At 41.1% G+C, this 23,033-nt stretch carries 24 protein-coding genes; 14 read left to right on the top strand and 10 right to left on the bottom strand.

Features of this window, described 5'->3' with window-relative positions; translation table 11 throughout:
* Positions 1 to 15: 15 nt before the first annotated feature.
* Together LMH66_RS16830 and nrfA are read right to left on the bottom strand one after the other, a co-directional pair.
* The gene (locus LMH66_RS16830; protein ID WP_229371442.1) at positions 16 to 462 is read right to left on the bottom strand and encodes a GFA family protein; all 447 of its coding nucleotides are present in this window, start codon (positions 460 to 462) and stop codon (positions 16 to 18) included.
* 171 nt (positions 463 to 633) lie between these two features.
* Positions 634 to 2,034: an ammonia-forming nitrite reductase cytochrome c552 subunit gene (gene nrfA, locus LMH66_RS16835; protein ID WP_102528204.1), complete on the bottom strand. Its 1,401-nt coding sequence runs from the start codon at positions 2,032 to 2,034 to the stop codon at positions 634 to 636.
* Between the two features lie 243 nt (positions 2,035 to 2,277).
* On the opposite strand from nrfA, the gene narQ reads away from it, so the two are divergent.
* Together narQ and LMH66_RS16845 are read left to right on the top strand one after the other, a co-directional pair.
* The gene (gene narQ / locus LMH66_RS16840) at positions 2,278 to 4,017 is read left to right on the top strand and encodes a nitrate/nitrite two-component system sensor histidine kinase NarQ (RefSeq protein ID WP_229371446.1); all 1,740 of its coding nucleotides are present in this window, start codon (positions 2,278 to 2,280) and stop codon (positions 4,015 to 4,017) included.
* Complete coding sequence (locus LMH66_RS16845) at positions 4,010 to 4,639, top strand: response regulator (protein WP_102528203.1); 630 nt, start codon at positions 4,010 to 4,012, stop codon at positions 4,637 to 4,639. The genes narQ and LMH66_RS16845 overlap by 8 nt, the downstream gene beginning before the upstream one ends.
* Positions 4,640 to 4,784: 145 nt before the next feature.
* On the opposite strand, the gene LMH66_RS16850 is transcribed toward LMH66_RS16845, so the two are convergent.
* Positions 4,785 to 5,156: a YacL family protein gene (locus LMH66_RS16850; RefSeq protein ID WP_102528304.1), complete on the bottom strand. Its 372-nt coding sequence runs from the start codon at positions 5,154 to 5,156 to the stop codon at positions 4,785 to 4,787.
* Positions 5,157 to 5,368: 212 nt separating this feature from the next.
* Here LMH66_RS16850 and LMH66_RS16855 point away from each other — a divergent pair, with 212 nt between their 5' ends.
* Positions 5,369 to 6,337 carry a zinc transporter ZntB gene (locus LMH66_RS16855; protein WP_102528202.1) on the top strand — a complete coding sequence of 323 codons (969 nt, stop codon included), beginning with the start codon at positions 5,369 to 5,371 and terminating at the stop codon, positions 6,335 to 6,337.
* A 114-nt stretch (positions 6,338 to 6,451) separates the two neighbouring features.
* On the opposite strand, the gene fkpA is transcribed toward LMH66_RS16855, so the two are convergent.
* Positions 6,452 to 7,210: an FKBP-type peptidyl-prolyl cis-trans isomerase gene (gene fkpA, locus LMH66_RS16860; RefSeq protein WP_102528201.1), complete on the bottom strand. Its 759-nt coding sequence runs from the start codon at positions 7,208 to 7,210 to the stop codon at positions 6,452 to 6,454.
* Positions 7,211 to 7,359: 149 nt separating this feature from the next.
* On the opposite strand from fkpA, the gene LMH66_RS16865 reads away from it, so the two are divergent.
* The 6 genes from LMH66_RS16865 (at position 7,360) to pepN (ending at position 14,037) form a co-directional block, all read left to right on the top strand.
* Positions 7,360 to 8,325: a WD40 repeat domain-containing protein gene (locus tag LMH66_RS16865; protein WP_229371448.1), complete on the top strand. Its 966-nt coding sequence runs from the start codon at positions 7,360 to 7,362 to the stop codon at positions 8,323 to 8,325.
* A 36-nt stretch (positions 8,326 to 8,361) separates the two neighbouring features.
* Complete coding sequence (locus LMH66_RS16870; RefSeq protein WP_102528199.1) at positions 8,362 to 8,574, top strand: SlyX family protein; 213 nt, start codon at positions 8,362 to 8,364, stop codon at positions 8,572 to 8,574.
* A 108-nt stretch (positions 8,575 to 8,682) separates the two neighbouring features.
* Complete coding sequence (gene def / locus LMH66_RS16875; protein WP_229371450.1) at positions 8,683 to 9,252, top strand: peptide deformylase; 570 nt, start codon at positions 8,683 to 8,685, stop codon at positions 9,250 to 9,252.
* Positions 9,249 to 10,616, top strand: coding sequence for a COG3014 family protein (locus LMH66_RS16880; protein WP_229371452.1), 1,368 nt, complete (start codon positions 9,249 to 9,251; stop codon positions 10,614 to 10,616). The genes def and LMH66_RS16880 overlap by 4 nt, the downstream gene beginning before the upstream one ends.
* 73 nt (positions 10,617 to 10,689) lie before the next feature.
* On the top strand, positions 10,690 to 11,283 hold the full coding sequence (lpoB, locus tag LMH66_RS16885) for a penicillin-binding protein activator LpoB (protein WP_198589569.1): 594 nt from the start codon (positions 10,690 to 10,692) through the stop codon (positions 11,281 to 11,283).
* 117 nt (positions 11,284 to 11,400) lie between these two features.
* Positions 11,401 to 14,037 (top strand): aminopeptidase N, encoded by a 2,637-nt coding sequence (gene pepN / locus LMH66_RS16890; protein ID WP_229371455.1) that lies wholly within the window; start codon positions 11,401 to 11,403, stop codon positions 14,035 to 14,037.
* Between the two features lie 159 nt (positions 14,038 to 14,196).
* On the opposite strand, the gene LMH66_RS16895 is transcribed toward pepN, so the two are convergent.
* Positions 14,197 to 15,369: an endonuclease/exonuclease/phosphatase family protein gene (locus LMH66_RS16895; protein ID WP_229371457.1), complete on the bottom strand. Its 1,173-nt coding sequence runs from the start codon at positions 15,367 to 15,369 to the stop codon at positions 14,197 to 14,199.
* Between the two features lie 239 nt (positions 15,370 to 15,608).
* Here LMH66_RS16895 and LMH66_RS16900 point away from each other — a divergent pair, with 239 nt between their 5' ends.
* The 4 genes from LMH66_RS16900 (at position 15,609) to LMH66_RS16915 (ending at position 18,747) form a co-directional block, all read left to right on the top strand.
* Positions 15,609 to 16,988: a DUF4397 domain-containing protein gene (locus LMH66_RS16900; protein WP_229371459.1), complete on the top strand. Its 1,380-nt coding sequence runs from the start codon at positions 15,609 to 15,611 to the stop codon at positions 16,986 to 16,988.
* A gap of 235 nt (positions 16,989 to 17,223) precedes the next feature.
* On the top strand, positions 17,224 to 17,712 hold the full coding sequence (locus LMH66_RS16905) for a CIA30 family protein (protein WP_229371460.1): 489 nt from the start codon (positions 17,224 to 17,226) through the stop codon (positions 17,710 to 17,712).
* 47 nt (positions 17,713 to 17,759) lie between these two features.
* A complete protein-coding gene (locus tag LMH66_RS16910; protein ID WP_229371462.1) occupies positions 17,760 to 18,362 on the top strand; it encodes an HAD family hydrolase in 603 nt (200 codons plus the stop codon).
* A 169-nt stretch (positions 18,363 to 18,531) separates the two neighbouring features.
* A complete protein-coding gene (locus tag LMH66_RS16915) occupies positions 18,532 to 18,747 on the top strand; it encodes a TIGR02450 family Trp-rich protein (protein ID WP_229371464.1) in 216 nt (71 codons plus the stop codon).
* Positions 18,748 to 18,835: 88 nt separating this feature from the next.
* Here LMH66_RS16915 and LMH66_RS16920 read toward each other — a convergent pair whose 3' ends face one another.
* The 5 genes from LMH66_RS16920 to LMH66_RS16940 all read right to left on the bottom strand — a co-directional run bounded on the left by LMH66_RS16920 (position 18,836) and on the right by LMH66_RS16940 (position 22,008).
* A complete protein-coding gene (locus LMH66_RS16920; protein ID WP_229371466.1) occupies positions 18,836 to 19,897 on the bottom strand; it encodes a DnaJ domain-containing protein in 1,062 nt (353 codons plus the stop codon).
* 366 nt (positions 19,898 to 20,263) lie between these two features.
* Entirely contained in the window at positions 20,264 to 20,566 is a 303-nt protein-coding gene (locus LMH66_RS16925) for a DUF1330 domain-containing protein (protein WP_229371468.1), read from the bottom strand.
* Between the two features lie 48 nt (positions 20,567 to 20,614).
* The gene (locus LMH66_RS16930; RefSeq protein ID WP_229371470.1) at positions 20,615 to 21,286 is read right to left on the bottom strand and encodes a nitroreductase family protein; all 672 of its coding nucleotides are present in this window, start codon (positions 21,284 to 21,286) and stop codon (positions 20,615 to 20,617) included.
* Between the two features lie 39 nt (positions 21,287 to 21,325).
* Positions 21,326 to 21,496 carry a YbaM family protein gene (locus LMH66_RS16935; protein ID WP_102528187.1) on the bottom strand — a complete coding sequence of 57 codons (171 nt, stop codon included), beginning with the start codon at positions 21,494 to 21,496 and terminating at the stop codon, positions 21,326 to 21,328.
* A gap of 137 nt (positions 21,497 to 21,633) precedes the next feature.
* Complete coding sequence (locus LMH66_RS16940; protein ID WP_229371473.1) at positions 21,634 to 22,008, bottom strand: PH domain-containing protein; 375 nt, start codon at positions 22,006 to 22,008, stop codon at positions 21,634 to 21,636.
* Between the two features lie 148 nt (positions 22,009 to 22,156).
* Here LMH66_RS16940 and LMH66_RS16945 point away from each other — a divergent pair, with 148 nt between their 5' ends.
* Positions 22,157 to 22,906 (top strand): nucleoside-diphosphate sugar epimerase, encoded by a 750-nt coding sequence (locus LMH66_RS16945; RefSeq protein WP_229371475.1) that lies wholly within the window; start codon positions 22,157 to 22,159, stop codon positions 22,904 to 22,906.
* Positions 22,907 to 23,033 lie beyond the last annotated feature (127 nt).

A 23,033-nucleotide genomic window follows, 5' to 3' on the forward strand; every position in this document is an offset into this window, starting at 1 on the left:
AACTGACGCCACAGGCTACGAAGTTCTTTCTTGCTGATAACGTTCGCAGTCATCAGTAATCGATAACCACTTCACTTGGTTTGATGTATAGATATGATAGTTAGGTTTAATTAAGCTCGGCTCATCTAAAGAACCAATGGTCAGTGTGAAGTAATCAGGGTAGCGCGTATCCCGATAACTTAATGTGCAACCGCATTGCTTGCAAAAACCACGACGAACATTATCTGAAGATTCAAATTCGCTCACCTCGCCTTTAAGCCAGGTTACTTGCTCGCGTTTAAAATCCATCCATACTTGAAATACGGCACCAGACGATTTTTGGCACTGCTTGCAATGGCAATAATCGGCATCAAATGGCTTGGCAGATAGCTGATATCGCACTGCGCCACATAAACAGCCGCCTTGTAAAATAACAGGTTTATTTGTTTCAACGATTTCAACCGCCTGCTGTTCCATACCCATAACTCATTCCTTAATGGTTAAATTGCCAATTGATTGAGTATTTATCATTACCTCAGCCACAAATGAAGTCAAAACTATCTGAATAACTCCCCCCTGAATCAATAAATAACCAATAAAAAAGCCCTCAAATGAGGGCTTTTAATAGAGATATTTTTAAAGGAGCAAACTTATTTAGTAAGTCGCTTCACGCTTTTCAGCTTCAGCATCCCACTTAGGAGCAAGTTCTTTTAAGAATCTTTGCTTATCAGCATTCATCTTATCCATGTCCATACCTAATGCTTCCTGCGCTTTCTCTTTAGTAGAGATATCAGGGATAGCGATTGGCATTTTCACGCCTTTAGCTGCAAGTAGTTGAGCCAGTTTGATACGTGCATTAGCTGCTTTATCAACTGCGCCACCTAAGATGCGTAACGCTTCTGCTGGAGCATGAGCTGCAACACCGTGAGATGCTGTAGCGTAATCCCAGCGCCACTGACTGTGACGAATATCCATTAGGATAGGCTTCATTTCAGCTTCAGTTGCACCTGCTTCCCAAGCTGCGCCAGCTTCGAAGTGAGCATGTACAAGTTGAGTTTCAGCTCTTAGCTTAATTTCAGTCACGTTCTTTTGATTCTCGTGAGTCACTTCCATCATGAATTCTTTCGTTTTACCTTCATGACAAGTTGCACAAGTTTCGTCGAAACGATCGAAAGGGTTACCCACTTTATGGTCAGTGAATTTACCTTTACCATTTGCTTTAGCAACACGTGGCATATGACAGTCAGTACAACTTACGTTGTTTTTACCGTGCATACCTAGCATCCAAGTTTCATAACCAGGGTGTTGTGCTTTTAGCATAGGCGTTTTAGAAATCGCGTGAGTCCAATCAGCAAAGTTGATTGCATCATAGTAAACTTCCATTTCTTCAACAGTTGTGCCGTTGTCCCATGGGAATTTCACGTAACCTTTACGGTCTTCAGTTTTCTCGAAGTAGTATTCAACGTGACATTGACCACAAACCATAGACTGCTTGTCTTTACGAGACGCTTTATCAAATGGCTTATCGATAGCTTCTAAAGCGCGATCAACATATGGACGAGAAATACGTAATTTTGGTGAACCTTTTTCATGACAATCGCCACAACCTAAAGAGTTAACGATTTCAGCTCCGCCTTTAGACCATTTACCTTTAAAGTAACCGTCTTCGCCTTGCTCTTCGATCATACGAGGTACATCTGGGCTTTTACAGCTCCAACATGCCATAGGCATTGGGCCATCATCTGGTCCAGTTGGTGCGCCAGTACGTAATGTATTACGCAAGTCAGTCACTGTGTAGTGGTGACCACGTGCCTTATTATAATCCTTAGCAAAACCGTAACCTGCCCATAACACAACCAGATTTGGATCTTCTGCTAACACATCTACGATTTCATCGCTTTCTGATGTCGCATGCCAAGTTTCATATTGCAATTTATACTTATCTTTATATACTTCATTTCTTGGTTCAGTTTTATCACTAGCCATCGCACTAGTCATCATAAAACTGGTTGCCATCAACGCACTAAGCGCAACAACTTTTGCTTTCATTTTCATCACCGTTCATCTCCGTGTTACATTTTATTTTAAATATTCACGACATCTCCATGAACAAACTTATCCATTTAAGGTTAAATTAAGAATACCCCTTTATGAGTATTGGGCAATAAGCTTGCGCTAGATCAATATGTTAATATGTTGTACATCACACTTTTGAATACTTGTTAATATATTACAGTAATCTCTAATGTAAAATATTGCTTAAAATTCCCGTTAAAACAGACTTAAGTTGGATACCAAATGATTAAAAGAGGCAGTCTCACCTCCACTATTCTAAGACTAATGTTAGTCTTAATTTTCATTTCTTCCAGCTTAGCTGTGTATTCAATTATCAATCTAAGTTTCAGTATTGGTGACGCCAGAGCCATCAACGCTTCGGGCTCATTGCGTATGCAAAGTTATCGTTTAAAACTGTATTTAGAGCGTGATGAACAACTGCTGCAAGAAAAGATAAATCAGTTTGAAACGACTCTGCATTCTGAGGCGTTAGAGCGTTCATTAACCTGGTACAGTCCTGATGCATTATCTCAGCAATATCTGTTGGTGGTGGATAAGTGGGAGCAAATGCGCTTTTTCATCGAGAATCATCAGCGTCAAGAGTACAGTGACTCTTTAAAAGACTTTGTTGATACCATAGATATATTAGTGTTGGAAATGGAGCGTTTTGCTGCACTAAAACTGCGGATATTGGTGATTGGTCAAATCATTGGTTTATTCTTAATGTTAATTGTCGCCATCGCTGCGACACGTTATACCCGCAAGAGAATGGTACAGCCTATACTCCAATTGATGGATGTCGCTAACTCTATTTCGAAAGGTAAATTCAAAGTTGATGTACCACAAACAGAATATATGGAGCTGCATGCACTCGGAGAAGCCTTTAAGAAAACCGCATCAGAGCTCGATACCCTTTATCAAGATTTAGAAGGCCAGGTCAATGAAAAGACCATCGCACTGACACGAGCAAACAACGAGCTAAGTTTTTTGTATGACAATCTCATCAGATTACACGCCGATAGCCTCGACTATAAAGCACTCAGCACTGCACTTACTCAGCTCAAAGACTTTGAAGCATTAGATTATGTTCGTTTAGTGATTGAACACGATGACGAAACCATTGATAGTATTGAAGCAGATAATGGCTGGTTAGACCCTGAGGTACAAGACTCTAATGCACATACAGAGGTCAAGCCAGTTAAGTTCAACTTACAACTAGAAGATAAAAATCTCGGTTATATTGAGGTGGTATCTCTCAAACCACTTAACAACATGTTATTTGTCAATTTCGCCATGATGCTGACTCGTTCCATTGTTATCCACAATGCCACAGAAGAAAGACAGCAACTCGCGTTAATGGAAGAACGTGCCGTCATTGCCAGAGAGCTGCATGATTCTTTAGGTCAGCTACTTTCATATCTCAAAATCCAAGTCAGCTTATTGCGCAAAAAAATTGAGCCTAATTGCATGACTGAAGATGTGCAGACCCAGCTAGTGGACATTAATGATGGCGTCAGCACTGCTTATGGCCAGCTTAGGGAGTTACTGTCTACATTCAGGTTAACCATTAAAGATCCTAACTTAGGTCAAGCCATTGAAGTGATGTTAGCGCAACTTCGTAAACAGACAGGGATCATTATTGAGCTAAATTACCAGTTATCACCGCATTTACTCGCTGCCAAGCAACACATTCATGTATTGCAACTCACTCGCGAGGCAACAATCAATGCAATTAAACATGCAAAACCTTCACGCATAGAAATTGATTGTTTTTTGGCAAATTCTGATATGATACATATCAATATCAAGGACGATGGCATTGGCGTGTCGCATTTAAAAGAACGCGATCAGCATTTTGGTCTCGGAATAATGTACGAGCGTGCAACGAAACTGCATGGCACTGTCAAGTTTGATAATAATCCGCAGGGCGGCACAACTGTCTCCCTCGTATTTCCACCCCAGCAGGAGCCTTTAAATGGGTAAACCTTATTCAGTATTAGTAGTAGATGACCACCCGCTACTTCGACGTGGTATTTGTCAGTTAATAACTTCAGATAGTGACTTTAGACTGTTTGGTGAAGCAGGAACGGGGTTAGACGCACTGACTGCGATTGGTGAAGATGAGCCAGATATTATCTTGCTCGATTTGAACATGAAAGGCATGTCTGGCCTAGATACTTTGAATGCCATGCGCCAAGAAGGCGTCACCGCAAGGATTGTTATTCTAACCGTTTCTGATGCGAAGCAAGACGTGATTCGTTTACTTCGAGCCGGTGCAGATGGTTATCTTCTTAAAGACACTGAGCCAGATTTATTACTGGAGCAACTGAAAAAAGCCATGCTTGGCCATCGCGTTATTAGTGATGAAGTTGAAGAGTACATCTATGAGCTGAAAAATGCTGATAATGATGAAACTTGGATTGCATCATTAACCCCTCGTGAGTTGCAGATTTTAAAAGAGTTAGCTGAAGGTAAGAGTAATCGTGTCGTCGCTGAAGATTTACATATCAGTGAAGGTACGGTGAAAGTTCATGTGAAAAATTTACTCCGTAAAGCAAACGCAAAATCGCGAACAGAAATGGCAGTGAGATATTTAAACCACTAGTTTATTTTTGACTGATTTAAAAAAGGCGACTCATAATAGAGGCGCCTTTTTAATTTCTGCAATCACGAGCATTTGTTTGTAAACACTAAGACTGAACAGCCAAGATTAACAGTTAACTTAACGCTTAGTTCTTAACATTTAGCTCTTAACGCTTAAGGATGAACTCCATCCAGCTTTTAAGTGCCGTCTCAAAATCCTCTAGACCACAATAAGCTTCAGACTCTGAATCGTACATGCTCATCGACTCTTCCAAATCAAAATCTTCATCAAAGTCGATAGCAATTGCGAACACTCTGACTTGTTCACTGTCGATCAACAAGGCTAAATCACGACTATGCATTAGCCAATCATTTTGCTTATTAGCCCTAATAATCTCAATTTGCTTAATAATATTATTGCACTGCTCAATATCATTACCCAATCGCTCGGCAAAAAAGCGACCAAGAATGGCATGTTCCATACTAAATTCAGCAAATAAAGTGCCGTCTAAACTGTTACGGCGAAACTCGTATTCCATGATAAAACTCAACATTAGGCTTTGATCTTATTTTAACTGATGTTAGCTAAAACTGCGCAGTCACAACGCGTAAATAATGAAAATGTTGCAGATGAATAAAAAATCCGTCATTTTTATATTCAGTGCTACTATTGCCTATACATTCAACACTTAATCTTACATTCAGCACGACAAATCACAGTACACGTTCATCATCGCGAGTCAGGACTTATATGGATACAGGTTTTATTTATTGCTTACTCTTATCGGGCCCTAATGCAGGTCAGAGCATCACGCCATCAGAACTTAATCAATGGCAACCTGAAGACGGATTATTATGGGTGCATTTACGCTACAGCGATGAAGAAGCAAAACAATGGGTTATCGATGCCCAACTGCCGCAAACGGAAACTGATACCTTATTAGCGGAGCATACTCGTCCACGCTCATTAAGCTCTCAAGATGGGGTATTAATGGTTTTACGCGGCATTAACCTAAATCCTAATTCTTCACCTGAAGACATGGTATCAATGCGTATTTTTGCCCAGCAACATCGAATAGTTTCAACCTGTGAGCGTCAACTTCAGTCAGTAAAAGACATCGCGGAACAAATTATCAGTAAACCTAACAGTATTGATTCTAGTGCTGACTTTTTAGTATCACTTTGTGAACGTTTAACGCACCGAAAAATGGAGCTAATACATAATCTCGAAGATCAATTAGATGATCTTGATGACCAAATTACTGCACCAATAAGTTCGTCGCTTCGCTCTGATATTGCTGAACTTAGAAAACAAACAGTCACGTTAAGGCGCTATTTTTCACCTCAACGGGATGCCTTATCTCGACTATTAAACGATGGACATGTGTTGTTCAATTCTGAACATAAACTGCGTATACGCGAAATAAACGAAACGTTAATCAGGGTCATAGAAGACTTAGATGCTGTTCGCGATCGCGCTAGCGTCACTCAAGAGCAACTTCAGTCTCAGCAGGCTGAGCAACTTAACAAGCGCTTGTATTTTCTATCACTGATATCGGCAATTTTCCTGCCGCTTGGGTTTTTAACCGGATTGCTTGGTGTGAATATTGGCGGTATTCCCGGAACCGAAAACACATGGGCTTTTGCTATGTTCTCTGGTGGGTTAATTCTACTCGTCGCTATTCAAATGTGGTTATTTTACCGCTGGAAATGGTTATAAAATCTGCATAAATAATTTTATTAAATTTTGTTTACAGTTAACCTTTGCCCACAAAAAAGGACGCATATAGCGTCCTTTTTAATCGATAGCTGCTACAAACACAGCATCAACACATTACTGAGCAGCTGGTGCTGCTTCAACTTGTGCTTTTTCGATAGACAATAATTCAACTTCAAACACTAACGTTGAGTTAGCTGGAATAGTACCAGTATCACGTTCGCCATAAGCTAATTCTGATGGGATAACGAACTTGTATTTAGCACCAATAGGCATTAATTGAACACCTTCAGTCCAACCAGGAATAACGCGGTTTAGAGGGAACTTAGCAGGCTCGCCACGGCTGTATGAGCTATCAAACTCAGTACCGTCGATTAATGTACCTTTGTAGTGTACTTCAACAGTGTCTTCTGCCACAGGAGTCTCGCCTTCACCGGCTTCTAGCACTTCGTACTGTAAACCAGACTCAGTCGTAACAACGCCTTCTTTAGCTTTGTTGGTTTCAAGGAATTTCTTACCTTCTTCAACAGCTTGGCTTGCTAATAACTCTGCTTGTTCAGCACGTTTTTCATTTAATTTAACATCAAGACCTTGAAGTACAGTTTGCATTTCTTCTTCTGTAAGATCTAAAGTATCAGCTAAACCATCGCTAAATCCTTGAATCACTAACGTACGATCAACAGCGAAACCTAGGTCTTCTTGCTCGGTAATATGACCAGCCATGTAACGGCCAATTGAGCCTCCAACACTGTAAGCTTCTTTTTGCGCGTCAGTTGTTAATTCAACTTTCTTTGCCACGACTTCTTGTTCTTGGTTACATGCAGTAAGACCAACAACAGCCAGTGCAACTAACGATAATTTGTAAATAGATTTCATTAAAGCTTCCTCAGCGTCCTATAGCGGTTACAATAACCTGTAGGTAAAAAATTTGTATATATTTGGCCACTTTATACTAAATAAAGTGTTTTTTGCAATGGCCTGAATAATAACACTGCCTTTGAGACAACTTTTACAGGAGCAAGTTCATGTTTCGACTTACTATGCTGATATTGTGTATCTGCTCCCTTTTGGGTTGCCAACCCGCGGCTGAAAAAGTGTTTAGTGTCACTAAAGATTCAAGCTATAGCGCAAGCTTATCTGAAGATGGTCAACTTGCTTTAGTGAGCACGGCTAGCAATGGTGTTCAGTTATGGAACCTCAATAAACAAGCCTTAAAATTTCGCTGGCAACATGGCAGTGATGCGCAGTCCACTGACAATAATGTTTTCGACACAGCCCTTTCTTCCAACGCGCAATATGCTGCCACCTTAACCGCAGACTCATTGGCGATTTGGGATGTTAATACTGGTGAATCTATCGGTTGGTGGTCACTTCCTGCCTCAGCGCAATCGGTGGCAATTGCTAATAATGCCCAAACTTTAGTCGGTTTAGTTGATGGCTCAGTGATGTCTTTTGCACCACAAAAAAGCCTGATCAAATTTTTAGGCCACCAAGAAAGAGTATCCAGTGTGTCTATTTCAGCAAATGGGCAATTGGCGCTGAGTGGCTCAAATGATGGCTCAGTGATCCTGTGGCAGGCGCAAACGGGTCAGCCGGTTCACCAATGGCAACTTGAATCTCGTATTGGCAAAGTCACCCTTAGCCAGAACGGCCAACTTAGTTTTGCCAGTGATATTACAGGCAACGGCGCGATTTATTACAGCGATACCGGCGAGGTATTATCAACTCTTGCCATTAATCGTCGTCAAATGACTTTCAGTAGTGCACGCTTTATTCAACAAGATAAAATCCTAGTAACCGGCTCGCCATCGAAAGAAATTATTCTATGGCAAACCCAAACAGGTAAAAAACTGGCAAACAGGCAAATTCAGCTAACTAAAAACAGTCAAAATAGAGGTGCCGTTGTATACTCTATTGCAAGTGATGCCCAACAGCAGATTGTGAGTATCAGTAATCAAGGTTTAGTTGAGTCATGGGGGCCATTGCCATAATCGTAATGCGCAACTCTATGGCGATGAGAGGAAGTAATGCAAGACATGCAACAAAAGATTGATGATCTAGAAATGAAAGTCGCTTTTCAGGAGATAACACTTGAAGATCTTAACCAAGAAGTGATTAAATTAAATGACTTAGTGGCATTTCAACAACACCAAATGTCATTAATATTAAATAAGCTACAAGCCATTGAGCCCAGCAACATGGCTTCAGCATCAGAAGAAACCCCGCCACCGCATTATTAAGTGTTGGCTAAAGCATGTTTACTAAAGTGATGTTTGCTATATTCACTGACGAGTAAACCAACAAGCTATCTTATATAAATCACTATCAATGAAGCATTAAGGAACGCTATGCCTGCAAGTGACATCATGACAATAGCACAATCTGGCGAAGCCATTTTGAATCGTCAAGCACAAGCAGTCATATCATTTGATCCAGCTCTGGTTCAGCTTACTGAGAATATGATAGCCACGATGACAGCTGCAAATGGTGTCGGAATTGCTGCGCCGCAAGTATTTAGTGATTTAGCTATATTTATCATGCATTCAAGATCTAATGACCGATATCCAAATGCACCAGAAACCTCGGCAACCGTTGTGATTAACCCACGTATTATTGCTTATTCAGATGAAATGGAGCTGGGGAGCGAGGGTTGTCTATCTATCGCTGAACGGCGTGTTGACGTATTAAGGCACAAAACAATTAATGTTCAGTATCAATCTCTAAGCGGAGAGGTTATCAAGCAGCAACTGAGTGATTTTGTTGCCCGAATTTTTCAGCATGAATTTGATCATTTACAGGGAATTACTTTGCTTGAACGGATAACTATGGCTGACCAAACTGCATCACAAACTGGCAATCAAGAAATCAGTACTGAACAAAATCAACAAAATCAGCACACGCAAGGTGCTGTCGAATGAATAAACTGCTTAGCATAGGTCTACTGTGTTTCAGTCTTACTGGCTGTGCATACAATAGCATATTGATAAACTATCCTTCGCAGATCGCACCGATTAAACAGCAACTTGCAAGCCCAACACCCAGTGCTAAATTGTCAGAGTTAGCGGGTGAAATCGATACCAATGATGGCTTGTTATATGCTCAAGAAGCGGGCCGCGTCGCCCAGGTTTCGGGCGATTTCGAAACCAGTAAAACCTACTATCAAGCGGCTATTCAGGCTTATAAAGCGTTTGATGACAGAGCAACCATTAGCGCATCTGACTTAACTGCCACCGCAAGTAGTTTAGTGTTAAACGACAACGCAATACCTTACCGTGGACCAGGTTATGAACGGATCATGGTTCATCAATATCAAGCATTTAACTATCTGTTTTCTGGTGATGCACAAGGTGCATTAGTCGAAGTGCGTCGAAGTAATCAACTACAAGCCAGTGAACAGGCACGCTATCAAAAATCGCAAAAATCGGTACGGGCAATGGCTAACGGCACTATCGACAGTGAAATCAATAAGCTAGATCAAGCCACTGGCACCGTTACCAGTTCTTTTTTAAATGCATATAGCTATTACACAACAGGTCTGCTTCATGAACTGTTAGGCGAGCCCAATGATGCCTATATTGATTACCGTAAAGCGGCACAAATCACACCAAACAATAAATACCTGCAGCAAGATCTAGTCAGGTTAGCTAAACAATTGTCTATGCCTCAATACGATGAGTTTAAACGTCGTTGGGGAGATGCAATTTTACCTAAAAAAGGCCAAGGCCAAGTGGTGATGGTGGTCGAAAAAGGCTTCGTGCCTGAAAAACAAAGCTTAACCGTTCCGTTTACTATTGATGGTAATTGGCAAACAGTGTCACTGGCTACATATCAGCCACACCGCCAAGTGATTCAACCTTCGACTATCCAAGGTCTCGGAACCGTATTAAAAGCGGAACCAATTGCCAATATTGATGCCTTAGCTATTAACGCACTAAAAGAAGATTTACCTGCAGCCTTGGTACGCCAAGCTGCGCGGGTCTATACTAAGTCTGAAATGACTCGCAGTGTTGAAAGTGGCAGTAAGCGCCGTAATAACGAAGCCGATGCAGCAGCAATTTTAATGCAGATTTTTAATGTAGTGACCGAGCAAGCTGACAGACGTAGCTGGCTGACATTACCAAGACAGGCACAAATCGCCCGCCAATATACTGAACCAGGCGAGTACCAAATCCGTTTAGGCAACAGTCCTGCTGCCAAAATTGATGTACAACCTAATCGGGCAACATTAATTTGGGTGATAGAGACTGGTAATCAAACCCGTTTTTATTCAATAATTATTTAACTCAACTATTTATTTAACTCGACTATTTATTTAACTCGACTACTTATAAGTCATATCCAACATGGAACTTACTATGAAACATTTTAAACTGATTTTTGTTTTAGCCGCTGTAATCGGGCTATCAGCTTGTCAATCTAAGGTTGAATATGGCGATGCAACCGAAGTAGAAACCGTTAATGAAAACTTCGGTTCAACTGATTTACAAGCCATTGCTGCAAAAATGGTTGATAGCATGCTGACGTTCCCGCCTGTCATCGTCATGACACAGAACGATCGCCCAATTATCTTTGTTGATAAAATCAAAAACAAAACCTCTGAGCATATCGATACAGAATCCGTCACTGATACCATCAGCAATAAATTATTACGTTCAGGTAAATTCCGCTTTATCGATATGACTAAAGTTGACTCAGTGCGTAAGCAACTAGACTACCAAAACAATGCTGGTATGGTTGACCCGTCTACTGCGATTAAATTCGGTCGTCAAGTCGGTGCCCAGTACATGCTGTACGGCAACTTATCTAGCATCGTCAAGCAAGATGGCAGCACAAAAGACGTATACTACAAAATGACCATGCGTCTTATGGACTTAGAAACAGGCCTAATCGAATGGTCTGATGAAAAAGAAATCCGTAAAGTTAAATCTAAGTCTTTCTTAGGCTTATAAGCCTCTGATAAACTTTAATTAGCCGACTTAGAGTCGGCTTTTTTACAACTGTAAACAATAGTCATTGAATAAAACGCTAGTTCCAAAAAACAATAATAAATATTTAGGGAAGAAATTGTGAACCTGTTTAAGTCGTCTATCGTCGCGCTTGCTTGCGCAAGCTTATTTGCTTGTAATAGCACTCCCCAAATTATTGCAACAGAACGTGATGGCAGTGCCAATATCAGCGAAGCCCAAGCAATGGCTCGCTCTAATGTCGTCTCAGAAGTGAATTATCAGCTGAGTTTTAATCTTACTGGCGAAAGTCATTTTAGTGCTATCACTAAAGTAGATTTCAACCTTAGCAGCAATAAAGAGCCGCTGACACTTGACTTGAATCAAGCCACAATTAGCAAGCTCACCATTAATGGTAAAGGCATTTACCCGAATTATAACGATGCTTATATCAGTATCAATTCGCAGTTACTCAGCAATGGTAAAAATACCATTGAAGTCGAATACAGCCGCGAACATAGCACCAATGGCGAAGGCTTACATCGTTTTGTCGATCCTGTTGATGACAAGGTGTACTTGTACTCTCATTTCGAGCCAGCTGCCGCTCAGCAAATGTTTGCCGTATTTGATCAGCCCGACTTAAAAGCCACTTATCAAATCACAGTTAACGCCCCTAAAGATTGGAGCGTCATTAGCACCATGCGCGAGAGTAACATTGAAGAGCAAGCTGATAGCAATCTATGGACATTTCCAGTCACGCCTAAGCTTAGCCCTTACAACTTCTCGATGCATGCGGGGCCTTATCATGTTTGGGAAGACAACAGCGGCAAATACCCAATGCGCTTATTTGCCCGTCAATCGGTTGCCGAACAAGTCACCGCTGAAGACTGGTTCACCTACACCAAGCAAGGCCTAACATTCTTTGATGATTATTTTGGTATCGACTACCCATTTAAAAAATACGACCAACTGTTAGTCCCTGATTTTTTATATGGCGCGATGGAAAATGCAGGCGCCATTACTTTTGCAGAAAACCGTTTCATGTATAAAGACACGATGACGGCAGCCCAGCGACAGCGCTTAGCTGGTGTTATCATGCACGAGATGGCGCACCAATGGTTTGGTGACTTAGTCACAATGAAATGGTGGAATGGCCTATGGCTTAACGAAAGCTTTGCATCCTTCATGGGCACCTTAGCCACCAGCGAAGCAACGGAGTTTAGTCATGCCTGGCGAACGTTTTATGCGACTGGTAAACAAAGTGCTTATCGTCAGGATAGCTTAGTCACCACTCATCCTATCGAAGTGCCTGTACCTACCAGCATGAATGCGTTTGATAATATTGACGCCATCACCTACTCAAAAGGTGCATCCACCCTGAAACAACTCAGGCATTTATTAGGCGAAGACACCTTTCAACTAGGTGTGCAGCAATATCTAACCAAGTACAGTTATCAAAACGCCACACTCGATGATTTTATTGGTAGTTTATCTCAAGCCAGTGGGCGTGATTTATCCCAGTGGACTCAAGACTGGTTGTATCAAGCAGGTGTAAACACCTTAAAAGCTGAGTACAGCTGCGACAATGACAGAGTCAGCGAATTTGCGTTAATTCAAACTGCGCCAAGTGATGCATTACCGACATTACGCGAACAACGTGTACAAGTGGCATTATTTGATGCAACCCGTTACTCAATCCATCAAGGCCCCAAAGTTGCGGTCACATACAAAGGCGAGCGAACCGAAGTGCCTGAACTTATCGGTAGCCATTGCCCTAACTTGGTTTACCCAAACTTTGAAGATTGGGGATATGTGAAAGTCGAACTTGACGAACGCTCATTTGAAACCGCCAAACAGCAGCTGAGTAAGGTCAGTGATCCACTGCTACGTTCAATGTTGTGGCAAAGCATGTGGGACAGTGTCAGTGACGGTAAAACCTCTCTTAAACAATACATCAATGTCGCACTAGTCAATGCACCGCTTGAACAAGACTACACTATCTTAGGTCAAGTCATCGGTAACTTAAAACAGGCTCAGTATTACCTCGACAGCATGGCGCCGAATCATAAAGCGTATGCAGTCAAAGTTGGTAAGGCTCTGACTCAAATGAGCTTACGCATGGCAATGGAACATCGTGACAATGCTGACTTCCAGCGTCGCTGGTTTGATGCCTATGTTAGCTTAGCGAGTAGTCAGCACGCATTGGATCACCTCGCCGATCTACTGGAAGGCAACGCGACGATTACAGGCTTAAATATCAGCCAAGATTTACGCTGGAAAATCATTATCAAACTCAATCAATATGATTATCCACAAAGTGGCCTTATTGCCATTGAAGAAAAACATCGCGACTTATCAGATTCAGGCCAGAAATCTGCAATAGCCGCTGAAGTCATTCGACCTCAAGCAAGATCAAAACGTCAGTGGCTCCATACCATTGAAAATGACACTGACATGCCATTTTCAAAACTGCGCGTAGCGATGAATTACCTATACCCAAGTGAGCAAAAGTTATTAAGTGCAGCGACAGCAGAGCAGCGTTTAGCCAATATTGCAGAAGTCGATAAAAAGGGACCTGTATTTATGCGAGCTTATAATCGTAGGTTAATTCCAACCGCATGTACCAATGCCAATATCGCCGCGATTAATCAGGTGTTAGATACCGAAACAGGCTTGTCGAAAATGACCCGTAGAGCATTATTAGAAACCCGTCAAAAAGAGCAACGCTGTGTCAAAATCAGCGAAATGTTAACTCACTAATTCACACATATATGCAAGTGAACTCTACATTTTAAAATGTAGAGTTCACCAATGCCGCTTCATGAAATGAAGCGGCATTTTTTGTTTTAAACCAGCAATTAATAACAGGAAGTAATAACAGGAAGTAATGACAGGAAGTAATGACAGTAAATAGCTTGGTTAACTTCTCAATGTAAATGTCATCATCACAGGAGCATGATCGGTACTATCACTGTCTCTTGCATAATCAGCCCTAACAAGATGTCGGTCATGGGTTTGATAATCACTGACTTCAGCCAGGTTTCTTGGGTGTGATGCATCAAATTCACATGAGGCTAATATGTAATCCAACACCGAGCCTGTATTACCAAAATAGTGAGTTGACTGGCGAGCATATTTTAAAGGGTCAACAGGCGGCAACACATCTTCGGCAATATCAGAGTCCTCTTCATGTAGACCTGATTCATACTCATCTTGAGCCAAGGTAGCATTGAGCTTTTGACCGGTTTTAAATAAATCATAACTGTCGAATAAGCTAAATTGCGCAAACGCATCCGCCAGAGTTTGGTCATTCATTTTTTTAAGTTCAGGATCAATAATATCGTTTCTAAAAACACGTTTCCCATTGGCACGAAAGGCCTCTAACGCAGTGCTTTGCAAGGTGTCATTAAAGTCGCCCATGAGTAGCACAGGTAATTGTGTCTGACTCCGTTGCTTAGCGATTTCATTAAACAATAATGCCGCCTCGCTACCCCGCTGCATGTTTGAAGCCCAGCTTCCTAATGCTTGCCTAGCCATAATATCAGCGCCGCCTGTCATGCCAGAATCAGCTAATCGTTCGACGCCCATGCCACTTCGCTTTGACTTTAAATGCACCACATAACATTCGCATTCGCCAAAATCAGCTAATGCAATTTTTACCCGTAGCGGTTTACGGCTAAAACTAAAATCATTAGCAATTCCCATTAACGGAAACAAGGTTTCATCGGGAGTCACTAACGCAGATTCAGTAATGGGATATTTCGACGCAATAGCAACTACAGGGTCTTGATAGACATAATCGCTGATTAAACTCGGCTCATCCAAAGCGGCAAAATACTGATAACCCAAAGGCGCAATTAATGCCTTTAATGCATCAGGACTAAAGACTTCTTGAAAACCAATAATATCTGGTTGATGCTCAGTTAAATAATCACAAATCCAAGCACATTTTTTCTGCCATTGCTGGTGAGAATAGATATTTTCAAAGTCATAATAAGCCGCTGGCGGCTCGATAAAATTAAATAAATTAAACGAAACCACTTTAAAATTTTGTTGTTTATTTTGCTGTTTTTTACTGCAGGTCTGAATCACCGCAAACTGCCTAAAAGCCCTATTCTGACAACAGATTAAAGCCAAATCGATTAAGTGTCGATGTTAATTACACTCAATATCAAAATGATCTTGAACCAACTTTTTGTGAAAATTCATTAATCGAAAAATGATCCTAAATTAGCAACTGCCGTATTACCCCTCGAAATCAGCGCCTGAAATCAGTAATCAAAAAGTCAATTTTATAATTCGTTTACAGAAACAAATTCGAGGAAAGAACGATGAAAAGGATCTACTCTCTTGCCCTATGTTTTTCACTGTTTGGATTAACTGCTTGTTCAGATGATGACGATGACACAGTCACTGATGCAGAGGTCGAAACGCCAGTTGTCACTTATGCTGAAGTACGCGTTATTCATGCTGGCAGCGACGCGCCAATGGTCAATGTTACTGCTGATGGTGCAGCTTTACTGTCTGATGTCGATTACGCTATGTCTAGCGGTTTACTCGAAGTACCTACGGCAACTTATGCCATCAATGTCGATGCAAAACTTGCTGATGGCAGCACATTAACAGTACTTGAAGCTGAGCTAGCAACAGCAGAAGACATGGAATATACCGCCGTCGCATTAGGTAATGTCAGTGATGAAACGTTAATGCTAAAGCTCATTGCTAATGAAGAAAGTGCCATTGATAGCGGCAATGCCCGCGTCCAAGTTTTACATGCCACTCCAGCAGTAGGACTGGTTGATATTTATGTCACAGCGCCAATGGCCGACATCTCAATGATGGAGCCGACATTATCAGCAAACTATATGGATAATAGTGACCAACTCACCGTACCAACTGCTGATTACCAGATTAGAATTACAGCATCCGGTGACAAGAATGTCGTATTCGATTCAGGCACAGTTAACCTAGCCGATGGAATGGATTATTTAATTTCAGCAATTCCAAATGAATGGTCTGGTAACTCTCCTGTTGCTTTATTAGTTGCGCTACCTGAAGGCCAAGTACTACTGAACGATGTTAGCAGTGGCAGTGATATCCGTGTAGTACATGCCGTTGCCGATGCCCCAGCTGTCGATGTATTTTTAGATGGCAGCTCAACGCCGGCCATTGATATGCTTTCATTCGGTAACCTTGCAGGCTACGTCAATATCCCAGAAGGCATGCACACAGTAACCGTTGCGGCTGATGCCGACAATTCAGTAGAAGTTATTACCGACGCCGAACTCGATTTAATGCTAGGAAGCAGCTACTCAGTACTCGCCGTCGGCTCTCTCACTGACAACGACATTGCACCTTGGGCTTTTGCTGAACATACACGCCGCATTGCGACTGAAGCTCGCCTGAATGTCATTCATGCCTCTTACTCTGCAGGCAACGTCGACGTATATTTAACCCCGACTGCTGATATCAGTGATGCAACACCTGCTCTCACTGATGTCCCATTCAAAGCGGCATCAGGCAGCTTGAGTATCGCACCGGGTGATTACACTGTCAGCGTGACTGTCACAGGCACTAAAACAGTAGCGATTGGCCCGCTAGCTGTATCACTTGCAGGCAACGGTTTATACAGTGTTGCAGCAGTAGATGCAGAAAATGACACTTCAATGTTCTCGGTTATCTTAATGGACGATTTTGTCGCCGAAGAATAATCAAGGCCATTCACTCGTAAACGATTATCTCCGTCCGACCCTTTTGCGGCTTATCCTCCACCCGAGATAAGTCGCTTTTTTATGAGGAAAATAAATGATGAAAAATTCACTCGCCAATATGCATCAGTTATTACAGCGGTATACTTCAGTAGTAATAGGCGTACTATTGAAAAACCTGTGTTTATGCAGTCTTTTTATAAGCTCCATCGTATTTTTTCAACCTTCAGTGAGTGCTATGGAAATACAATTTAACTCCCAACAGCAACTTCAAGCAGCCAAAATCAGTAATGACACGGTAATGGGCGGCATCTCATCAAGTGAAATTAACCGCGATAAACGCCAAGACAAGCCCGTTTTTAGCGGCAATGTTTCACTTGCCAACAATGGTGGTTTTGCATCAATGGAGTATCGTTTACTCGCGATAATTCCGCGAGCCAACGCCGTAAAATTAACTGTAATCGGTGACGGGAAACGCTACCAATTACGCTTTAAGACACCGAAACTTTCCTTTGGTGAAGCTTATGTGGCTCACTTTGATACCATTGCAGGTCAGCGCACTGAACACAGATTTACACCTGATGATTTTAATTCGCAATTTCGTGGTAGAAACGTCAACGCACCTGAATTACTATTTGAAGATATCGACCGAGTCGGCCTACTGATTGCCGATAAACAACAGGGAGACTTTTCTCTGATGCTCGATACTATGACCTTTACTGATTAAATATCAGATAATCTTTACCCTATCACGGCAAGACAACTGGACCCCAAATGAAAACAATGACCCATATTAAAGGCGTAATATTCGACCTAGACGGCACTTTAGTTGAGTCAGAATTGGACTTTGGTAAAATTAAGCAACAGTTAAACTGTCCATTTGATACTGACGTTCTCGACTTTATCGAAGACATGCCATCATTAGATGCTCAGCAACAAGCCCATCAAATCATTATTGAGCACGAAGCACTTGATGCAATGAATGCCAAGGCGCTGCCTCATATGCATGCGTTATTGGCCAGTTTGCAACAGCTGTCACTGCCTACAGCCATCGTGACCCGAAATAGTAAAACCGCAACAGCAACTAAACTGTCGCAAAATAACATTGCCATGGAATTAGTGTTAACCCGTGAATGTTACCCTGCTAAACCCGCACCAGATGCGTTACTTGCCATTGCCAAACAGTGGGATATTCCTGTCAGCCAGCTTATCTATGTAGGCGATTATTTATATGATATCCAAGCAGCTAAAAATGCAGGCATGCAATCAGTGTTTATCAATCACAACCAACACGCAGAATACCAAGACCAAGCGGACTTTATTGTCAGTGATTTAAAAGAGCTACAAACAGCATTAGAAGCGAATAATCAACGCTAAACTCGCCCTATTACGGTTATAGTTTTAGTTATAGTTTTAGCTTTAGTTATTGGTATACATGGCACGCTTTCACAGGTAAAGCCACCTTCGGTGAACCAAGCCATAAGCTGCAACGTATCTTTCAATTCAGTCAGCAATCCTTTGCCTTTTCCCTACTGATGAGGAAACAATGAATCCATTACACCCTAAAAAGCTGTTACACAGTAAGTGGACTAAAGTGCATGTCACCAATAAATTGAAGCACTTTTCAGTGACAAAAGTGACTTTTGATGAAGATGGAAACGTACTAGAATGTATTATTCGTGCAGAAATAAATGCTGAAGAATTTACTATTAATTGGCGTAACCTAAAAGACACTCAGCTTTGGCGCCAAGGTTGGAAATAAGGCATTGCTAACGCCTGGGTATTTCCGGCAGAAATCTTGATATATCAGTCTAAAATGCTAGAGGTTTTAGGCCGTAATACTTGATATTTTAGGCGGCAAGACTTGAGATTAGGAACAAACCAAACAAAATCAAACACCCTTTTGCTGTCGCCTTTTTAGTGGAATGACGAAGCTGACGAGATTCACTTGCAAGCAAGCGTTCCATATGGCTTTGTGTCGTATCAAAATGGCTATTTTTATTCGCGCTCATTCCTAACTCTTGCTCATTTTTAGGATCGCTTTTTTCAGTTAACTGTGGCTGATTAGCTTCAAAAGGCGCAGCTATTTTAGGTGTAATAATGGATAGCACTTGAGTTTGGGCTTGAGTTTGTTTTTTAGCTAAATGCTCAGCTATAGATATTGGCTTAGTCATACCTTTAGATTTGGCCATTATTCTCGCTTTAAGCTTCTTTTTAGCTTTGGTTCTGGCTAGTTTTTTCAACTCAGCTTTTGATTGGGCTGACATTTGAGTTACAGGCTCAGATAAAAGAATAATTTCAGTTTCCGTATTCGCAACCGTTTGTATATTAACTTCGATGCCTTGTGCATCAAACAACTCATCAGTAGTCACTGAATCCGATGGCGAAGTCGCTGCTAATAACCCTTCTGCTAACGGTTTAATATTTTGATCTTCACCAAAAAATTTTTGTATGTATTGGGCACACATAATGTAGGCTAAACGTTCACTTTCTTCATAGCGCTGACTATCTAAAATGTACGCTTTGAAAGAATATGCCAGAACGGTCGATAGACAAGCTAAACTCTCGTATAACTCATTCAACTGAGGATATTTGTTTGCCACTTCCCTCCAGTGTTCCACCACCACTGAATCTCCTTCAAATTCATAACTCATATCAGGAATATCGACTAAGGCCGCTAAAGATTTCTCTGCCAGATAAAGTTGCCACATGTCGTCATAGGATTTACGCTTTGTAGCACATTTTAAAATCTCATAAGAAACGGCAATATTGGCAAGTTTTATATCAATATCTGCGAATTTACTTTGATACTCAGCTGAGTGATAAAAAAGATACAAGCTTTCATACGCATCAGTTATCGCATCATGATCAGCATCTTGATTAACCCCTAAGCTATGATATAAATTTTCCATTAATGCTTGGCCCTTCCTCATACAGCTAATGCTTTTTAAAATTGATTACAACAACGACCTTTTGAAGCAAGATAAGTCGCTCAGACAACATCATAACTCAAATAAACATTACATATGGAATAGCCGTTATTCCATATGTGGACTATAGCAACAAACAGCCATAAAAAGCCTTAACTAGACCTTAAATTAGGTTTTTAAAACAGTACATTAATGAAAGTTAATAATGAGGCAAATGATTATTGAGGACATAAGATAGGTAAGAAAATACAGCCACAGATTAAAACGATAACTTTCTGCCAGCGTTTTTTATAAGATGAAGCTTTTATAAGAAGCTTTTTACAACAAGCTCTTGGCGCTCAATTGTTATTAATCAGTTTCATGTAAACCAATAACCGTCGAACTTGTCACAGAAGCATTAAAGTGGCGTTGTTTTACAGACAAATAGGACTCATCACTAAAAAACGCATTCATCACCTCTTCTGAAGGAAAATCAATGGTGAACACTCGGTTAATCTGCGAATTGGTTTTAGACTTTAGCACCTCAGATACTGCAAAATCATAACCAAAGTCACCACCGTAAAAGTGCAAAATGGGCAGCATGGCATCGCGATAAGCCTGATATTCAAGTTCATCATGAACATGCAAAGCCATTATTCGTTGAAAGCCCATTGCTACCTCAATTGCTAATATTCAGTGTGTTAACACTAACGCTGCCAGTTAAATAAAATCACTGATTTCTGCTAACGATTTCTTCTGTAATGCATGTTCAGGCACTGTGGCGGCCTCATCAGGGTAACCCGCAATAATCAGCATGTATGGGCGTTCGTTATCACTATCACGGCCACAAACCTTGCTTAAAAAAGACATAGGTTTAGGTGTATGGGTAAGTGTTCCTAGGCCCGCGTTATGCAGCGCTTGCAGTAAAAAACCTGTCGCAATTCCCACTGACTCATGAACATAATAATTTTGCTTTTGCTCACCATTATCTTCGCTGCGCTTTTTAGTAAAAACAGCAATCAACCAAGGGGCTTTTTCAAGGTAAGGTTTTTCAGCATTGGTGCCCAATGGTTTTAAATTATCTAACCATTCTTCACCGCCACGCCCCGCATAAAAAGCTTGTTCAATGGCTTCTGCTTGCTCACGGATCTGAGCTTTTACATCAGCATCGCTTATCGCCACAAAATGCCAAGGTTGATGGTTAGCCCCATTGGGCGCAGTGCCCGCGGCCAAAATACATTGTTCGATAATTTCTTGCGGTACAGCACGCTCTGAAAACTTACGAATAGAATGACGTCTTTTGACATCCTGATAATTTTGCTTGGCACGTTCTAGCATCTCAGCTTGAGAATATTCGACAAAGTCAGTTAATGGCAGGTGAACTTCGGTCATATCTAGTCCTTATTATTTTAGTTCGTGCTTGGAGCTTCACTACTCGCTCTGCTGCTTTCTTTTAAAGTCATTTAATGTGATTTGTAGCGCTTCGATCGCGGTTTGCGTATCGATATTATTCTCTTCAAGTAATTGAATTAAATCGACCGCAAGTTGCACCGATTTTGGCGCATCATTCAATGGTGATTGTGGCTGATTTTCTGTTGTCATCTATGGTGCTTTCCAATACAAGTAGCGGCTAAAACAGTCGATTTAACCAAACGACGGTTAATGAAAACAGCCGTTAGTTAAAGCAAGAATAAAAGCACGAATTACAGCATGAGTTAATGCATAAGTTAATTCATAAGTTATAGTGAAAAGTTAGCAATCGCTTTTTGAATACCAATCACATCAGTGCCTTTCTTTAACTCTTTAACAATAGGTTGCTCTGTCCCTGAGATAAATATTTTAAGCTCGGCATCCATATCGAAGGTACCTGCAGTTTCAACAATAAAATGGGTCATCGATTTATAAGCAATTGAATGATAACTCACCTTCTTACCCGTCATGCCCTGCTTATCAATCAAGATTAAACGCTTATCAGTAAAGACAAACATATCGCGGATCAGTTTATAACCCATTTGTACTGATTCATTGTCGGCTAGAATTGGTGACAGCTCTTGCTGTAACTCACCTAAATCCATTTCAGAGGAATTACCTAAAATCGCATCAAAAAGTCCCATCACATTCTCCTTGGTTATGACCTTTATTCTTAAGATATTAAATGAATAAAAAAGTGGATAAAATAGTGCGGCATCTACACCCAATTAACAAGCAAAAAGCTGTTAAAGTATTCTAACGACACTGTAAACCAGATCACCAAGGCTAATTATGAATGCTGCTATCATTGGCGCAACCGGCTTAATCGGCCATTACTTGTTATTAAACTTATTGGCAAATACCCAATATAAAACCGTGGTGGCCGTAGGGAGAAGAGCACCTGAACTTGCGGCAGAAACAGCAGGAATTGAAAAGCTTATCTTTGTCGAAACTCAGTTACAGCAGCTTACTGAGTTAAACTTACCTGTCAGTATTGACCACGCTTTTTGTTGTCTCGGCACCACCATTAAACAAGCGGGTAGTCAGGAAAATTTTATCAAGGTTGACCACACCGCCGTCATCGACTTTGCCAAGCTTGCGATTGAGTATCAAAGCCAAACTGGGGTGAAATTATTTGCGGTCACAGCCCTAGATGCCAATGAGAAATCGACGGTGTTTTACAATCGAGTAAAAGGCCAAGTGCAGAAGGATTTAAGCCTCCTCCCCTTATCCAAACTCTACATATTTCAGCCAAGCTTGTTATTAGGAGAGCGAGTTAGTCAGCGAACCTTAGAAGATATAGGGCAAAAGCTGTTTAGCTTGTTGTCAGGAGTCTTTGTTGGCCCTTTAGCCAAGTACAAACCCATTACCGGCAAGCTTGTGGCTGACAATATGCTTACTGTTGCAGTACATGATAAAGAGTTAGTAACTGATGCAGATTTAGATAACGACAGTAAGCTTGATAATGTAATGGTTAGGATTATTGATAATGTAATGGTTAGGATTATTGATAATAAACAGATGCATCGATTGGTTAATTGAGGTTTGTTTCAAATTTTGTTTCAAATTTTTAAAAATATCTAAATCAAGGTCTAAATAAACTTCTAAATCAACGTCGTGGCGCTTCGCCCACACCAGACTAAAAGGGAGTGAACTGCGACTCCCTCTT

The sequence above is a fragment of the Shewanella sp. 10N.7 genome, from assembly GCF_020806285.1.
In the GTDB taxonomy this organism is placed as follows: Bacteria; Pseudomonadota; Gammaproteobacteria; order Enterobacterales; family Shewanellaceae; genus Shewanella; species Shewanella electrodiphila.

What these genes read in the sequence shown, in the direction of transcription:
- LMH66_RS16830 (WP_229371442.1), bottom strand. Translation starts at nt 462, where the DNA reads ATGGGTATGGAACAGCAGGCGGTTGAAATCGTTGAAACAAATAAACCT.
- nrfA (WP_102528204.1), bottom strand. Translation starts at nt 2,034, where the DNA reads ATGAAAATGAAAGCAAAAGTTGTTGCGCTTAGTGCGTTGATGGCAACC.
- narQ (WP_229371446.1), top strand. Translation starts at nt 2,278, where the DNA reads ATGATTAAAAGAGGCAGTCTCACCTCCACTATTCTAAGACTAATGTTA.
- LMH66_RS16845 (WP_102528203.1), top strand. Translation starts at nt 4,010, where the DNA reads ATGGGTAAACCTTATTCAGTATTAGTAGTAGATGACCACCCGCTACTT.
- LMH66_RS16850 (WP_102528304.1), bottom strand. Translation starts at nt 5,156, where the DNA reads ATGGAATACGAGTTTCGCCGTAACAGTTTAGACGGCACTTTATTTGCT.
- LMH66_RS16855 (WP_102528202.1), top strand. Translation starts at nt 5,369, where the DNA reads ATGGATACAGGTTTTATTTATTGCTTACTCTTATCGGGCCCTAATGCA.
- fkpA (WP_102528201.1), bottom strand. Translation starts at nt 7,210, where the DNA reads ATGAAATCTATTTACAAATTATCGTTAGTTGCACTGGCTGTTGTTGGT.
- LMH66_RS16865 (WP_229371448.1), top strand. Translation starts at nt 7,360, where the DNA reads ATGTTTCGACTTACTATGCTGATATTGTGTATCTGCTCCCTTTTGGGT.
- LMH66_RS16870 (WP_102528199.1), top strand. Translation starts at nt 8,362, where the DNA reads ATGCAAGACATGCAACAAAAGATTGATGATCTAGAAATGAAAGTCGCT.
- def (WP_229371450.1), top strand. Translation starts at nt 8,683, where the DNA reads ATGCCTGCAAGTGACATCATGACAATAGCACAATCTGGCGAAGCCATT.
- LMH66_RS16880 (WP_229371452.1), top strand. Translation starts at nt 9,249, where the DNA reads ATGAATAAACTGCTTAGCATAGGTCTACTGTGTTTCAGTCTTACTGGC.
- lpoB (WP_198589569.1), top strand. Translation starts at nt 10,690, where the DNA reads ATGAAACATTTTAAACTGATTTTTGTTTTAGCCGCTGTAATCGGGCTA.
- LMH66_RS16900 (WP_229371459.1), top strand. Translation starts at nt 15,609, where the DNA reads ATGAAAAGGATCTACTCTCTTGCCCTATGTTTTTCACTGTTTGGATTA.
- LMH66_RS16905 (WP_229371460.1), top strand. Translation starts at nt 17,224, where the DNA reads ATGGAAATACAATTTAACTCCCAACAGCAACTTCAAGCAGCCAAAATC.
- LMH66_RS16910 (WP_229371462.1), top strand. Translation starts at nt 17,760, where the DNA reads ATGAAAACAATGACCCATATTAAAGGCGTAATATTCGACCTAGACGGC.
- LMH66_RS16915 (WP_229371464.1), top strand. Translation starts at nt 18,532, where the DNA reads ATGAATCCATTACACCCTAAAAAGCTGTTACACAGTAAGTGGACTAAA.
- LMH66_RS16920 (WP_229371466.1), bottom strand. Translation starts at nt 19,897, where the DNA reads ATGGAAAATTTATATCATAGCTTAGGGGTTAATCAAGATGCTGATCAT.
- LMH66_RS16925 (WP_229371468.1), bottom strand. Translation starts at nt 20,566, where the DNA reads ATGGGCTTTCAACGAATAATGGCTTTGCATGTTCATGATGAACTTGAA.
- LMH66_RS16930 (WP_229371470.1), bottom strand. Translation starts at nt 21,286, where the DNA reads ATGACCGAAGTTCACCTGCCATTAACTGACTTTGTCGAATATTCTCAA.
- LMH66_RS16935 (WP_102528187.1), bottom strand. Translation starts at nt 21,496, where the DNA reads ATGACAACAGAAAATCAGCCACAATCACCATTGAATGATGCGCCAAAA.
- LMH66_RS16940 (WP_229371473.1), bottom strand. Translation starts at nt 22,008, where the DNA reads ATGGGACTTTTTGATGCGATTTTAGGTAATTCCTCTGAAATGGATTTA.
- LMH66_RS16945 (WP_229371475.1), top strand. Translation starts at nt 22,157, where the DNA reads ATGAATGCTGCTATCATTGGCGCAACCGGCTTAATCGGCCATTACTTG.